Annotated in this window: 13 protein-coding genes and 1 pseudogene; 7 read left to right on the forward strand and 7 right to left on the reverse strand. The window is 64.1% G+C overall.

Annotated elements, in window-relative coordinates; genetic code table 11:
* The first annotated feature begins 1 nt into the window (after window position 1).
* Together ACFXS9_RS07405 and ACFXS9_RS07410 are read left to right on the forward strand one after the other, a co-directional pair.
* Window positions 2–757: a TlyA family RNA methyltransferase gene (locus tag ACFXS9_RS07405; protein ID WP_392686741.1), complete on the forward strand. Its 756-nt coding sequence runs from the start codon at window positions 2–4 to the stop codon at window positions 755–757.
* Window positions 750–1,997, forward strand: coding sequence for a class I SAM-dependent RNA methyltransferase (locus tag ACFXS9_RS07410; protein ID WP_392686744.1), 1,248 nt, complete (start codon window positions 750–752; stop codon window positions 1,995–1,997). Before ACFXS9_RS07405 ends, ACFXS9_RS07410 begins: the two co-directional genes overlap by 8 nt.
* 180 nt (window positions 1,998–2,177) lie before the next feature.
* On the opposite strand, the gene ACFXS9_RS07415 is transcribed toward ACFXS9_RS07410, so the two are convergent.
* On the reverse strand, window positions 2,178–3,050 hold the full coding sequence (locus ACFXS9_RS07415) for a DUF1194 domain-containing protein (protein WP_392686746.1): 873 nt from the start codon (window positions 3,048–3,050) through the stop codon (window positions 2,178–2,180).
* 342 nt (window positions 3,051–3,392) lie between these two features.
* On the opposite strand from ACFXS9_RS07415, the gene clpS reads away from it, so the two are divergent.
* The gene (gene clpS, locus ACFXS9_RS07420) at window positions 3,393–3,698 is read left to right on the forward strand and encodes an ATP-dependent Clp protease adapter ClpS (protein WP_065748947.1); all 306 of its coding nucleotides are present in this window, start codon (window positions 3,393–3,395) and stop codon (window positions 3,696–3,698) included.
* A 6-nt stretch (window positions 3,699–3,704) separates the two neighbouring features.
* Here clpS and ACFXS9_RS07425 read toward each other — a convergent pair.
* Window positions 3,705–4,890: pseudogene (locus ACFXS9_RS07425) on the reverse strand (adenylate/guanylate cyclase domain-containing protein).
* A 110-nt stretch (window positions 4,891–5,000) separates the two neighbouring features.
* Between ACFXS9_RS07425 and ACFXS9_RS07430 the strand changes: the two are divergent.
* On the forward strand, window positions 5,001–6,695 hold the full coding sequence (locus ACFXS9_RS07430; protein WP_392686749.1) for a GMC family oxidoreductase: 1,695 nt from the start codon (window positions 5,001–5,003) through the stop codon (window positions 6,693–6,695).
* A 15-nt stretch (window positions 6,696–6,710) separates the two neighbouring features.
* On the opposite strand, the gene aroC is transcribed toward ACFXS9_RS07430, so the two are convergent.
* The 3 genes from aroC to fabI all read right to left on the reverse strand — a co-directional run bounded on the left by aroC (window position 6,711) and on the right by fabI (window position 9,347).
* Complete coding sequence (gene aroC / locus ACFXS9_RS07435; RefSeq protein ID WP_392686752.1) at window positions 6,711–7,799, reverse strand: chorismate synthase; 1,089 nt, start codon at window positions 7,797–7,799, stop codon at window positions 6,711–6,713.
* 105 nt (window positions 7,800–7,904) lie between these two features.
* Window positions 7,905–8,504: a histidine phosphatase family protein gene (locus tag ACFXS9_RS07440; RefSeq protein WP_392686755.1), complete on the reverse strand. Its 600-nt coding sequence runs from the start codon at window positions 8,502–8,504 to the stop codon at window positions 7,905–7,907.
* Between the two features lie 12 nt (window positions 8,505–8,516).
* Complete coding sequence (gene fabI / locus ACFXS9_RS07445; RefSeq protein ID WP_392686758.1) at window positions 8,517–9,347, reverse strand: enoyl-ACP reductase FabI; 831 nt, start codon at window positions 9,345–9,347, stop codon at window positions 8,517–8,519.
* 183 nt (window positions 9,348–9,530) lie between these two features.
* Between fabI and ACFXS9_RS07450 the strand changes: the two genes are divergently transcribed.
* Window positions 9,531–10,019, forward strand: a complete 489-nt coding sequence (locus ACFXS9_RS07450; protein WP_027537716.1) for an RNA polymerase sigma factor — start codon at window positions 9,531–9,533, stop codon at window positions 10,017–10,019.
* Between the two features lie 52 nt (window positions 10,020–10,071).
* On the forward strand, window positions 10,072–10,842 hold the full coding sequence (locus tag ACFXS9_RS07455) for an anti-sigma factor family protein (protein WP_392686762.1): 771 nt from the start codon (window positions 10,072–10,074) through the stop codon (window positions 10,840–10,842).
* 405 nt (window positions 10,843–11,247) lie between these two features.
* Here the strand turns inward: ACFXS9_RS07455 and ACFXS9_RS07460 are convergent, their stop codons facing one another.
* Both ACFXS9_RS07460 and ACFXS9_RS07465 read right to left on the reverse strand, forming a co-directional pair.
* Complete coding sequence (locus ACFXS9_RS07460) at window positions 11,248–12,216, reverse strand: DnaJ C-terminal domain-containing protein (protein ID WP_392686765.1); 969 nt, start codon at window positions 12,214–12,216, stop codon at window positions 11,248–11,250.
* Window positions 12,217–12,341: 125 nt separating this feature from the next.
* On the reverse strand, window positions 12,342–12,740 hold the full coding sequence (locus ACFXS9_RS07465) for an RT0821/Lpp0805 family surface protein (protein ID WP_392686767.1): 399 nt from the start codon (window positions 12,738–12,740) through the stop codon (window positions 12,342–12,344).
* A gap of 120 nt (window positions 12,741–12,860) precedes the next feature.
* On the opposite strand from ACFXS9_RS07465, the gene pdxH reads away from it, so the two are divergent.
* Window positions 12,861–13,502: a pyridoxamine 5'-phosphate oxidase gene (gene pdxH, locus ACFXS9_RS07470; protein ID WP_392686770.1), complete on the forward strand. Its 642-nt coding sequence runs from the start codon at window positions 12,861–12,863 to the stop codon at window positions 13,500–13,502.
* The last annotated feature ends 37 nt before the right edge of the window (window positions 13,503–13,539 follow it).

Here is a 13,539-nt window from a genome sequence, read left to right on the forward strand (position 1 = left end):
CTTGGCTGACAAGAGCGACAGCAAAACCTCTCCCCGCACGCGCGTGGACGTGCTGCTGGTCGAGCGCGGCCTGTTCGAAAGCCGCGCCCGCGCACGCGCTGCGATCGACGCCGGTGGCGTGACGGCCGACGGCAGGCCCGTGTTGAAGGCGTCGGAGATGATCGCAGCCAATGCCGAATTGTCCGCCCAGCCCGCGCACCCTTACGTCTCGCGCGGCGGCGTCAAGCTCGCCGGCGCGCTGGAGCAGTATCCGATCGAGATCGAGGATCATGTCTGCCTCGACGTCGGCGCCTCCACCGGCGGCTTTACCGAAGTGCTGCTGCAAAACGGCGCCAGCCTTGTCTTCGCCATCGATGTCGGGCGCGGCCAGTTGCATCCCTCGCTGCAGAGCCATCCCAAAGTCGTGTCGATGGAAGAAACCGACATTCGCCAGTTCGAGGGCAAGCGCCTGCCCGCCCGGCCGGATGTCGTCGTTATCGACGTCAGCTTCATTTCCTTGAAGGCGGTGCTGCCGGTGGCGCTGTCGCTGGCCGCAGCCCCGATGCATCTGCTCGCGCTGATCAAGCCGCAGTTCGAGGCGGAACGAAAGCACTCCAAGCACGGCATCATCCGCAACGCGATGGTGCATCAGGCAATCTGCGACGACATCTCGACGTTCGCCGCCTCGCTCGGCTGCACCGATATCCAGGTGTTTCCGTCGTCGATCAAAGGCGGCGACGGCAATATCGAGTTCTTCATGGGCGCGCGCCGTGGATGAAAGCGAACGCCTCGTCATCGACCATGTCGGCCATCACGGCGACGGCGTCGCCATATCAGGCGGCGGCAACATCTATGTGCCGTACGCGCTCGGCGGCGAAACAATAGAGGTCGGTCCGGTCCCCGGCCACCATCCCGACCGCCGGCAATTGCTCAAGGTCGAGACAGCGAGCGTCGAGCGCGTCGCACCGTTCTGTCCGCATTTCGGCGTCTGCGGCGGCTGTGCGATCCAGCACTGGGACGCCGAACCCTATCGCGCCTGGAAGCGCGAGTCCGTGGTGACGACGCTTTCGCAGGCAGGAATCGATTGCGACGTCGCAGCCCTCGTCGATGCCCATGGCGCGGGCCGCCGGCGCATCACCCTGCACGGCCGAATCGGAACGCACGACGTGCTCAAGGTCGGCTATGCAGCGGCCGGTTCGCACGACATCATTCCGATCGACCGCTGCCCGATCCTCGATCCGCAATTGAGTGGCGCGATCGAGGCCGCCTGGGCTATCGCCGAGCCGTTGATCGCGATGGGCAAGCCGCTCGACATCCAGATCACCGCAACCAATAGCGGACTCGACGTCGATGTGCGCGGCTCCGGACCGGTATCTTCAGCCATGATCGCGCGGCTGTCGCGCATCGCCGAACAACACCGGCTGGCGCGGCTGACGCGTCATGGCGAACTGGTGCTGATGCGAACGCCGCCCGTAATCTCGATTGGCGCGGCGCAAGTCACGCTGCCGCCCGGCTCGTTCCTGCAGGCGACGGTGGCGGGCGAGGAGCGGCTCGCCGCGCTGGTATCGGATCATTGCAAGCGCGCCAAACATGTCGCCGACCTGTTCTGCGGCGTCGGCCCCTTCGCGCTGCGGCTTGCGGCGAAGTCGCGTGTAGCCGCTTTCGACAGCGACGCCGGCGCGGTAGCAGCCTTGCAGAAAGCCGCGACCTCCACCTCAGGGCTGAAGCCGGTCAAGGCCGAGGCACGCGACCTGTTCCGACGCCCGCTGATGCCGCAGGAGCTGCGCGACTACGACACCGTCGTGTTCGATCCTCCGCGGCAGGGCGCACAAGCGCAGGTGACCCAGATTGCAGCGAGCAAGGTGCCGACGGTGGTTGCAGTATCATGCAACGTCACGACGTTCGCGCGCGATGCGAAGATCCTGATCGACGGCGGCTTTAAAATCGAAGGCGTCACGCCCGTCGACCAGTTCCGCCACACGCCGCATGTGGAATTGGTGGCGCGGTTTAAGAGGTAAGCACCCTATCTTCACCCTCCCCTGGAGGGGGAGGGTCGACGCGACCAAAGGGAGCGGCGGGGCGGGGTGACGGTCTCTCCACATCCAACAGTGCCCGAGTGGAGAGATCACCCCACCCCGTCTCGCATTTCGCTGCGCTCATGCGAGCCGACCCTCCCCCTCCAGGGGAGGGTAAGAAGGCTACCTCCCCCACCTGTCCTGCCAGATCTTCTCGCCTATCATGCAATTGACGCGCGGCTCCCTGCCCGCTGCAGGCACTACCGGGCGTTCGGGCGTGCGGCCGGCGATCTCGAGCAGCAGCTTGGTGCGGATCGCTTCCTTGAACTTGTCGCGGTCCTTGATGGTCACCACGAATGAGCCGGGGCCTCCGATGACGCAGTCCTCGTAATAGAAATCGAGATTGTCGATATCCATAGTGGAATAAGACGGCTCCTTCACCATGATTGGCAGGCCGTTGATGACGATGCCCTTTTCCAGCGCGGCATCGCGCGCGATGAGGACCGGCGCGCCGTTGTTATTCGGGCCATCGCCCGAGATATCGATCACCCGCCGCAAACCGCGGTGCGGGTTCTCGTCGAACAGCGGCATGGCGAAGTTGATCGCACCCGAAATCGAGGTGCGCGATGCCCGGCGGATCGGGGTCTTGACGATTTCGTTGGCGACGGCATCGGCCGTCTCGGGTCCGTCGATCACGCGCCAGGGGATGATGATCTTCTGGTCGGTTGATGCCGCCCACTCGAAATAGGTGATCGCAATCCTGCCGTTCGGCCCGCTCTTGAGCGCCTGCAAAAACTCCTTGGAGACGATCGCCTGCGCGTAGCCTTCCCGCTGCAGCGCCAGTTCATCCATGTCCATCGAATAGGAGACGTCGACGGCAAGGACGAGTTCCAGGTCGACGGTCGGATTGGCGTCCTTGTCGGCCAGTTGGCCAGCAGCGGCGTTCGCCTGGTGGCTCGCCCGGTTCGTTGGGTTCGGCGCGGCAATACCTGCCACGTCGCCGCCAGCGAGCATGCCGGCTACAAGCACGACCCCGATCGAGACATACCAGCGCATTGCGGCCCTCCCGTCGAACGTCAGTGATGGTGACATGCAAAATGGCTGACGCAAAGCTCTGAAATCATTTGTCCTTCACATTCGGGTTAGGATCGACTTCGTCCACAGCAGGCATGCTCGGCCGGTTCCACAGCGCGAGCGCCCTGTCCGAATCCGGCGCGATGGCCGCCCTGATCGAGCTGAAACTCTCGGCACCCCCGGTTTCAGGACCGGCCTGGAGCCTGTAAACTGATCGAGACGGCCGTCAGCCGCGGCGATCAGACCATGGCGCAGCGCCTGGCGGACTGCCGCGCCAACTGAACGCGGCGGGCTCGTCGGATTTCCTTCGCTTCGGGATTACAAATGGCAGATACCGTCGTCACGCCAAAAACCAAGGTCAAAACCAAGGTCGAACGGCCGCGCCTGCACAAGGTCATCCTGATCAATGACGACTTCACGCCGCGTGAATTCGTCGTCACGGTGCTGAAGGCCGAATTCCGCATGACCGAGGACCAGGCCCACAAGGTGATGATAACAGCGCACCGCCGCGGCGTCTGCGTCGTCGCCGTGTTCACCAGGGACGTCGCCGAGACCAAGGCGACCCGCGCCACCGACGCCGGCCGCGCCAAGGGTTATCCGCTACTGTTCACGACCGAGCCGGAGGAGTAGTCGCCCTCAACTCGCCGACGTTTCGTCGGCCAGACCATAGACCCGCGCGGCCTTGGAGAAGCCGGCGACAGGAAACTCGCCAAGCTCGCTCCAGCCGCCGCGGCAAATTCCGGCAAAGCCTTCGGAGGCGACGACGGTGCGGCCGAGCTGGCTGGCGATCTTTTTCGAGCCGCGCCGCGAGATTGACCGCGGGACCGATGCAGGTGAAGTCGAGCCGGTTGCCGCCGCCGATATTGCCGTAGAGAATTCGCCCGACATGCAGGGCGAGGCCGAAACGAAAACGTTCGACCGCGTCTCCAATCGGATAATTCAGCTCGGCCACGCTGGCGCGGGATTCGTGGGCGGCCTCCAGCACATGCGAGCAGACCTTTTGCTCATCGCCGACATATTCGTCGATCGGGAACACCGCGAGCAGCCCGTCGCCCATGTATTTCAACACGTCGCCGCCATGCTTCTTGATCGCGGCGACCTGGCAATCGAAATACTGGTTCAGAATGTCGACGACGGTCTCGGCCGGCAGCCGGTCCGACAGCGCCGTGAAGCCGCGTAAATCCGACAGCCAGATCGCGGCATTCATCGTCTCGGTGTGGCCGCGTCTGATCTGTCCGCCCATGATCCGCTCGCCGGCGCTGTTGCCGACATAGGTATCCAGAAGACTCGCGGCCATGCGGTTCAAACTAAGGATCTCGACCACCCGCGCCAGCGGCTTTGCGAGGCTGCGCAGCGCCGCCAACTGTTCCTCGGTGAAGCCGCCCGGCTGTTTGGTGGTCCAGCTCGATGCGTTCACGGTGCCGCCGATGAAGGGCAGCGGCAGCGCGACATAATCGGTAACGCCTTCGGCGCGGACGTCGTCGATAATTGGAAAACGCCTGCTCTGGGGATCATCGATGCGCGCTCGAACTTCAATCCCCTGCTGGAACACGATGATCAGCGGGCTGTCGTGAAAAACCGGTGACTGCAGGATATTGTAATCGACCGTGCCGATCTCGACCTCGGCACCCGATTTCCAGATGAAATTCCGCCCGTAGATTTCAGGATGCAGCGTGCGGACAAAGACGCCGACGCGCCAGAGCGGCAGCCCGGCCGCCACCATTCGTTCACAGCACTCGGCCATGAACCGGGTCGGGCTCGTCGCGGTTCGCCCGCCGTCGATCAGCCAGTCGGTCAGCTTCTGCAGTTCTGCGATATCCATCACGCCGGTATTTGCCGCGCAACTCCGTGAAAGGTCAAGCGCGCTCCCGGCGTGACCCGACGACGGAGCTGCGCTAGCTTTACGATGCAAAAACAAGAGGAAACGTCAAAGTGTACGACATCATCATCGTCGGTGGCGGATCGGCGGGCTCGGTCCTGGCCCACCGGCTCTCCGCCAGGAGCGCCAACAACGTCCTGCTCTGCGAAGCAGGCCAGGACACGCCGCCCGGCAACGAGCCGCCCGAGATCCGCGACAGCTATTCGGGGCTGGCATATTTCGATCCGCGCTTCCACTGGACCGAACTCAAGGTCACGACCCAAATCGTCAGCCACAACAACCCCGATGAAAGCCGCCCGCCGCTCCGCAAGTATGAGCAGGCGCGCGTACTGGGCGGCGGGTCCTCCATCAACGGCCAGATGGCCAACCGCGGCGCGCCGACCGACTACGCAGAGTGGGAGGCCCGCGGCGCCACGGGCTGGAACTGGAAGGACGTGCTGCCCTACTTCAAGAAGGTCGAGCGCGATCTCGATTTCGACGGGCCGTTGCACGGCAAGGACGGCCGTATCCCCGTCCGCCGCATTCCGCGCCAGCATTGGACAGGGCATTCGCAGGCGATGGGCGAGGCCTGCAAGCTCGCCGGCTATGCGTTCCTGCCCGACCAGAACGGCGAGTTCGTCGACGGCTACTTTCCGGTGACGCACTCCAATCAGGACGAGCAGCGTGTCTCGGCTGCGATGGGCTATCTTGATCGCGAAACACGCAAGCGCGCGAACCTGACGATATCGACCAACACGCAAGTCAAGGAGCTGCTGTTCGAGGGCACGCAATGCGTCGGCGTGAAGGCGCTGGTCGATGGCCGCGAACAGGAGTTTCGCGGTCGCGAGGTCATCCTTTCATGTGGCGCGATCCATTCGCCGGCGCATCTGTTGCGCGCTGGTATCGGACCGGTCGGGCACCTGAAGGAAATGGGCATTCCGGTCCTGATGGGCCTTGCGGGCGTCGGCCAGGGTCTGATGGATCATCCCTCGATCGCGCTGTCGTCTTTTGTGCGCCGTGGTGCGCGCATGAACGCGCACACCAGACGCCACATCCAGATGGGGCTGCGCTACTCCTCGGGCCTTCCGGGAACGCCGGCCGGCGACATGTTCGTCGCCGTCCTCACCAAGTCGGCGTGGCATTCGGTCGGCGAGCAGATCGCCTCGCTGCTCACTTTCGTCAACAAGACCTATTCGGAAACCGGGCAGGTGAAACTCGCCTCAACCGACCCGCGCGCAGAACCAATTGTCCAGTTCAACCTGCTGTCCGACAGGCGCGATCTGGATCGCTTGATGAGCGGCTTTCGCAAGATGGCGGCGCTGCAGATGAGCGCGCCGCTCAAGGCCGTCACCGACAAGCCATTCCCGGCCTCGTATTCCGACCGCGTGCGCAAGATCGGTGTGGTCAACACCAAGAACAAGATCCTCACCGCCATTGCCGCAACGCTGATGGACGGGCCGGCGGCGTTGCGTCACGCCATGATCGATAACTTCATCGTCGAAGGTTTTACGTTCGAGCAGGTCATGCGCGACGACGAGGCGCTCGAAGCCTTCGTGCGCAAGGCGGCGATCGGCGTGTGGCACGCCTCCTGCTCATGCCGGATGGGCCGGGCGGACGATCCGATGGCGGTCGTCGACACGCAAGGCCGCGTCAAGGGCGTGCAGGGATTGCGCGTGGTCGACGCCTCGATCTTCCCGGTGGTGCCATGCGCCAACACCAATTTCCCGGTCCTGATGGCGGCGGAAAAGATCGCAGACGCCATGCAGTGAGAGAAAGGCTGGTCCTTACCCGCCGACCTGCCCGCGATGGCGCAGGAAGTGATCCGCCAGCACGCAGGCCATCATCGCCTCGCCGACCGGCACCGCGCGGATACCGACGCAGGGGTCGTGACGGCCCTTGGTCATGATGTCGGTGTCGGCGCCGGCGCGATCCACCGTCTTGCGCGGCGAGAGGATCGACGAGGTCGGCTTCACCGCAAAGCGCACCACCACCGGCTGGCCGGTCGAAATGCCGCCGAGCACGCCGCCGGCATGATTGGACAGGAAGCGCGTGCCATTATTGCCGGTGCGCATCTCATCGGCGTTTTCCTCGCCCGACAATTCGGCGGCGGCAAAGCCCGCGCCGATCTCGACACCTTTCACCGCATTGATGCTCATCATGGCCGCCGCCAGGTCGGTGTCCAGCTTGGCGTAGATCGGCGCGCCCCATCCTGCTGGCACGCCTTCGGCGACCACTTCGATAACCGCGCCGATCGAGGAACCGCTCTTGCGGATGCCGTCCAGATACTGCTCGAAGAAGGCGGCCTTGTCCTTGTCGGGACAAAAGAATGGATTGCGCGCGATCTCGTCCCAGTCCCACTTGTCGCGATCGATCTTGTGCGGGCCCATCTGCACCAGCGCGCCGCGCACCTTCACCTCGGGGAGAATTTTGCGCGCGATGGCGCCGGCAGCGACCCGCGTCGCGGTCTCGCGCGCCGACGAGCGGCCGCCGCCGCGATAATCGCGCAGGCCATATTTGGCCTCATAGGTGAAGTCGGCATGCCCCGGGCGAAACTTGTCCTTGATCTCGGAATAGTCCTTGGAGCGCTGGTCGGTGTTCTCGATCAGAAGCGCGATCGGCGTCCCCGTCGTCACCTGCACGCCGGTTTCCGGATGGGCCATCACGCCGGACAGGACCTTGACCGCATCCGGCTCCTGGCGCTGGGTGGTGAAGCGCGATTGTCCCGGACGGCGGCGGTCGAGATCGTGCTGGATGTCCTCTGCTGTCAGCGGGATCAGCGGCGGACAGCCGTCGACCACACAGCCGATCGCGACCCCATGGCTTTCGCCGAAGGTTGTGACCCGGAACAGATGGCCGAAGGTGTTGTGGGACATGACGTGTCGTAACGCGGTGCCGGGCGGCGGTCAAACCCGCAGACCGTCATTCCGGGATGGTCCGAAGGACCAGACCCGGAATGACGGCATTCATCGGCTTCCCCCTTAACTATACTTCCTAAGCCCCCCGTCGCGGAACACGTAGACCGCGCCCTGCTCGATCACGAGGTCGGCGGCGCTGGCCGGCGTCTCGATACCGAGCGCCACCATCAACGCCCGCGCGGTGCCACCATGGGCCACGGCGACGGTATCCGCGCGCACGGAATCGTACCAGTCGCGCATCCGGTGCTGCACCTCGGCATAGGTCTCGCCGCCTTCCGGCGCCATCGTCCACTTCGCTGTCAGACGCTTGGCGTAGAGCACGGGGTCGGCGGCCTGCATCTCGGCCAGAGTCGAGCCCTCCCAGACACCGTAGCGGATCTCACGCAGGCGGTCGTCGAGCGCGTAGTCTTCCGGCGGAAGTTCTAGGGCGCCACGCACCAATTCCATCGTCGCCCGTGCGCGGCCGAGCGGGCTGGCGACAAACGGCAGCGCGCACTTGTCGCGGCCGTCCCGCTTCAGGAGATCGGAGAGGACGTTGCCGGCGTGGGCCGCCTGCTTGCGGCCGAGATCGTTCAGCGGAATGTCCTGCGCGCCCTGCAGCCTGCCTTCCGCGTTCCACGACGTCTCGCCATGGCGGATGTAGTAGATCACGGGCGCGGACATCGGACTTTACGGCTATTCCTTGGCTACCGAATTGGAGAGCGAGATGTCGGGCGCGTCGGGGCGCTTCATGCCGACGACGTGATAGCCGGAATCGACGTGATGCACCTCGCCGGTGACGCCGCGCGACAGATCCGACAACAGATACAGCGCGCTGCCGCCGACTTCCTCGATGCTCACGGTGCGGCGCAGCGGCGCGTTGTATTCGTTCCACTTCAGAATGTAGCGGAAATCGCCGATGCCCGACGCCGCAAGCGTCTTGATCGGCCCTGCCGAGATCGCGTTGACGCGGATGTTCTTTTCACCAAGGTCAGCGGCGAGATAGCGCACGCTGGCTTCGAGCGCTGCCTTCGCAACCCCCATGACGTTGTAATGCGGCATCCATTTCTCGGCGCCGTAATAGGTCAGCGTCAGGATCGAGCCGCCGTCGGTCATCAGCTTCTCGGCGCGCTGCGTGATCGCCGTCAGCGAATAGCAGGAGATCAGCATGCTCCTGGAGAAATTGTCCTGCGTGGTCTCCAGATAGCGGCCGTCGAGTTGGTCCTTGTCGGCGAACGCGATGGCGTGGACCACGAAATCGATCTTGCCCCACTTCTCGCGGAGCACATCGAACACCGCATCGATCGTCTCGGCATCGGTGACGTCGCAATGGCCCAGCAGGAGGCCGTTCAGCTCCTTGGCCAGAGGTTCGACCCGCTTCTTCAGCGCATCGCCCTGCCAGGTGAGCGCGATTTCCGCGCCCGCGTCGTGGCATGCCTTGGCGATGCCCCAGGCGATCGAGCGGTTGTTGGCGACGCCGAGGATCACCCCGCGCTTGCCCTGCATCAGACCTGATTTCTGCGACATCCGGTTTCCAATCGAGCTTCCCTGTGGGGCTTGAGGTACACCAGCAGTCCAGCGCGGTCGAGCCTAAATCGGCTCTCGGATTAACGCTGTTCCGGATCGGCCTCAATGGCCGGAATAGACGCGGCGATTGGGTGTTATGCTAGGTAAGGCGTTCGCGCCCGCAACTCTAGCAATCTGGTCCCGATGAGCGCGTTTCGTCAAAGTGTCGAAGCCATGATTCCGGCGCTCCGCCGCTATGCACGCGCACTCGCGCGCGATGCCGACATCGCCGACGACCTGGTGCAGGATACGCTGGTGCGTGCGTTGCGTTCCGAGCGGCTGTTTCTCGGCGGCGACGTCAGGAGCTGGCTCTATACGATCCTGACCAATTTGAACAAGAACCGGCGGCGCTCGCTGGCGCGGCGGCCGCAGTTCATGCCGCTGCTCGACAACAACCCGGACGCCAGCGGCACCGAGGCGGAGGGCCGCGACATTGCGCGTGCGCTGGCAACGCTGGTGGAAGAACAGCGCTCGGTGCTGCTCCTGGTGATGCTGGAAGGGCTGAGCTACCGCGAGGTCGCCGACATCCAGGGCGTGCCGATCGGCACCGTAATGTCCCGGCTTGCCCGCGCACGCGCGCATGTCAAAGCTTCGCTCGAGGGCGAACGCGCGGCGCTCAGGCGGGTGAAATGACGAAGGCGCACGAAACGCGTTACGCAGCAGATCAGGATAGACAGAGACGACAATGACCGATCGCAACATTCCCGTCACCGAAGACGAGCTGCATGCTTACGTCGACGGCGAACTGCCGGCAGAACGCCGCGGCGACGTCGAAGCGTGGCTCGCCTCGCATCCCGACGATGCCGCGCGGGTGCGGTCGTGGCGCGCGATGGCGGAAGCGCTGCATACCAGGTACGATTCGGTTGTCGACGAGGCGGTGCCGAGACGGCTCGAGATCGAACGGCTGGTGCGACAACCGCGCAGATGGGTGTACGGCGCGGTGGCGGCGACGCTGGCGGCGTTCATCGCCGGCGGCGGCATCGGCTGGTTCGCACGCGGCGCGGCGACTGCACCTTCGGCTTTCCAAAATTTGACGGTGCATGCGATCGAGGCGCACCGGCTTTACGTGGTGGAAGTGCGGCATCCCGTCGAGGTGCCGGGCAGCGAACGCCATCATCTGCAGCAATGGCTGACGAAGCGCTGCGGCTGGGTCGTCCGCGCGCCGGAGCTGGCGGGGGCCGGATTGAAACTCGTCGGCGGACGGCTGTTGCCCGGTTTCGGCGGCCCGGCGTCCTTCATGATGTATGAGAGTGCTTCAGGCGAACGTTTCACGATCTACACCGCAAAATCGGGTTCCGAGGCTACCCAAATGCGGTACGCGGCGGAAGGCAAGGAGAGCACCCTGTTCTGGGCCGACGACGGCGTCATCTATGCGGTGGTGTCTACCGGCGTCGATCGGGGACGGCTGACCCAGATCGCCCAGGCTGTCTACGATCAGATGGAAAAGAAGGGTTAACCCCGTAGCCCCGGATGGAACTCAGCGAAACCCGGGGATCGTTGCGATCGGATCACGTGTTCCCGGATTGCGCTTCGCTTTATCCGGGCTACGGCGCCGAAAAGCGACGAATTGGCAACACCCGCGCCGCTTGTCCAAATTCTGACATCGAAAATCTGGAATCAAAACACCGACGCGTCTCATTAATGCACCGGGTGATCACGCGAAAATGAGTAGCGCTCGATCCGCCGATCGGCGCAAGCGGCCTCGATCGGGGTTTGGTACCGCGCTGGTCCCCCTTTCGAGGCCGCCCCTTTTCCGGGAAACCCTTTGTTTCCAGGAAAGAAATGCGCTTTTTCGGGAAACTCCTGCTCGGAACCCCGCCATCCAATTCCACGCAAAATCTGCGCCACGACCCCGGCCGAATCAGCCGAGATCGCTGCGCGGATTGTATGGGTGGCCATCGCGCCACTTCTGCATCAATGCCTCGAGCTCGCTATCGTTCCCGTCGGGCAAAATAATCCGAGTGGTGACGAGCAGGTCCCCGGTTTCCCCGGGCTTGGGCAGGCCCTTGCCCTTGAGGCGGAAGGTACGGCCGCTCGAGGTATTTTTCGGGATCGAGAGCTCGACCGCGCCACCCAGGGTGGGCACGCGGACCTTGCCGCCCAACACCGCCTCATAGAGCGTGATGGGCAGATCCAGGCGCAAATCGCTGCCATCGACCTTGAAGAAGGGATGCGGGGCGATGCTGACCGTAATCAGGAGATCACCCGGCGGGTGGCCCGGCGCGGTTTCGCCCTGCCCCTTTAGCCGGATCTGCTGACCGGCGGTGACGCCTGCGGGGATCTTGACGTTGAGCTCCTTGCCGGTTGGCAAACGGACGCGCTTTTCCCCGCCCTTGACCGACTCCTCCAGCGACACCGTCATGGTGACGTTCAGATCGAGATCGAGGCCGACTCCACCGGTCTCGAATTCAAAGGTCCGGCTGCCGCCGGCACGTCCGCTCCTGGCTGCGCCGCCGAACATGCTGTTGAGGATGTCCTCGAAGCCCGCGCCGCCCATGCCGCCGGGGCCGCCGCCGCTGCGGAAAGTGTAGGATTCGAAACCGCCTCCACCGGCTCGGCCGCGCGAGTCGCCGGAAAAGCCGCCACCAGGAAAACCTTGGAAGCGCGGCTTGCCCTCGGCATCGATCTCGCCGCGATCGAACTGCTTGCGCTTGTCCTCGTCGCCGATGATCTCGTTGGCCGCGTTGATCTCGGAAAATCGCGCCGCAGCCTTCGGATCGTTCTTGTTGTTGTCGGGGTGATGCTTCTTGGCGAGCTTGCGGTAGGCACTCTTGATCGCCGTAGCGCTGGCGCCTCGCGGCACCCCCAAGACCTCATAGGGGTCGCGCATCCGTCAGGTCTCCTTCACGGAAATTCGGTTCTTGAAGCTTAGGGCAATTCGCCCGCTTTGGCTTCATCTGGGGAGCCAGTTGCATTTTTGCAACTACCTACGTCGCTTGAAGTCGATTTGAGGCGTTATCCCCTCGTCCACGGCTTAATCGTATGGATTTCCCATCTACCGTGGCCTGCCTTGCAGGCCGCGCCCTGCAGCCAGCTTTCCGAGCGGCCGTTGACGTAGCTCGCCAGGAAATCCCGGCAGGTGCGCCCATCTTCCGCAGAATAGGCCTGGGATAGCGGCGTCACCGAGCCGCGCGCGCCGGTCTCCGGATTTTCCCAGGGCTGGCTGGAATCCTTGTCGCCCTTGGTCAGCACGTCGGAGGCGGCGGTGCGGGCAAAAGCGAGATCGCTCTCGGTCGGCACCGGCGATTGCTTGCCCAGTGCACCCGTGACGTCGGCAGCGCCCATCCTGGCGTAGGCATCCGGGCGCGACATGCTGCAGCCGCCCGAGCCGAGACCGATCAAAATCAACGTCATCACAGCGCCCCTCGGCCCGATCGCCGATAGGCCAACGCGTCCCCATGCCCTATAGGGCGTGCCCGTATCGGGGCTGCAACGCGTTCTGGGACGCGAAGGTACGCAACTGGGACTCCTGACATGACGGACACGACCTCCATCAAACACCCGGCACCGTTAACATCAGGTGATTTTACCGCGGCCGAGGAACCGTTTGCGCTGTTCGCCGAGTGGTTTGCAGAAGCCGTGAAGTCCGAGCCGAACGATCCCAACGCGATGGCGCTGGCGACCGTCGATGCCGACGGGCTACCCGATGTCCGGATGGTGCTGATGAAGGGCTATGATGCCGATGGTTTCGTGTTCTACAGCCACATCGCCAGCCAGAAGGGCCGCGAACTCGCCGCAAATCCTAAGGCCGCTTTACTATTTCACTGGAAGTCGCTGCGCCGTCAGGTGCGCATCCGCGGCAGCGTGACGCCGGTAACGGACGAGGAAGCCGATGCCTATTTCGCGACGCGTCCGAAGCAGGCTCAGATCGGCGCCTGGGCCAGCAAGCAGTCGCAGCCGCTGGAGAGCCGCTTCGCCTTCGAGCAGGCAATCGCCAAGGTCGCCGCCAAATACTTCATCGGCGAAGTGCCGCGCCCGCCCGGCTGGGGCGGTTGGCGCATTACGCCCCAGCGTTTCGAATTCTGGCACGACCGACCGTACCGCCTGCACGACCGCATCGAATTCCGCCGCGATGCGCAGTCACAAGCCTGGAGCAAGGTGCGGCTCTATCCCTGACGCTAAACGCACGCGACGACGTTCAAAGTTGAAAGAC

The sequence above is a fragment of the Bradyrhizobium sp. RDI18 genome (genome assembly GCF_043203335.1).
Lineage (GTDB): Bacteria > Pseudomonadota > Alphaproteobacteria > Rhizobiales > Xanthobacteraceae > Bradyrhizobium > Bradyrhizobium retamae.

What these genes read in the sequence shown, in the direction of transcription:
- ACFXS9_RS07415 (WP_392686746.1), bottom strand. Translation starts at nt 3,050, where the DNA reads ATGCGCTGGTATGTCTCGATCGGGGTCGTGCTTGTAGCCGGCATGCTC.
- clpS (WP_065748947.1), top strand. Translation starts at nt 3,393, where the DNA reads ATGGCAGATACCGTCGTCACGCCAAAAACCAAGGTCAAAACCAAGGTC.
- aroC (WP_392686752.1), bottom strand. Translation starts at nt 7,799, where the DNA reads ATGTCCCACAACACCTTCGGCCATCTGTTCCGGGTCACAACCTTCGGC.
- ACFXS9_RS07440 (WP_392686755.1), bottom strand. Translation starts at nt 8,504, where the DNA reads ATGTCCGCGCCCGTGATCTACTACATCCGCCATGGCGAGACGTCGTGG.
- fabI (WP_392686758.1), bottom strand. Translation starts at nt 9,347, where the DNA reads ATGTCGCAGAAATCAGGTCTGATGCAGGGCAAGCGCGGGGTGATCCTC.
- ACFXS9_RS07450 (WP_027537716.1), top strand. Translation starts at nt 9,531, where the DNA reads ATGAGCGCGTTTCGTCAAAGTGTCGAAGCCATGATTCCGGCGCTCCGC.
- ACFXS9_RS07455 (WP_392686762.1), top strand. Translation starts at nt 10,072, where the DNA reads ATGACCGATCGCAACATTCCCGTCACCGAAGACGAGCTGCATGCTTAC.
- ACFXS9_RS07460 (WP_392686765.1), bottom strand. Translation starts at nt 12,216, where the DNA reads ATGCGCGACCCCTATGAGGTCTTGGGGGTGCCGCGAGGCGCCAGCGCT.
- ACFXS9_RS07465 (WP_392686767.1), bottom strand. Translation starts at nt 12,740, where the DNA reads ATGACGTTGATTTTGATCGGTCTCGGCTCGGGCGGCTGCAGCATGTCG.
- pdxH (WP_392686770.1), top strand. Translation starts at nt 12,861, where the DNA reads ATGACGGACACGACCTCCATCAAACACCCGGCACCGTTAACATCAGGT.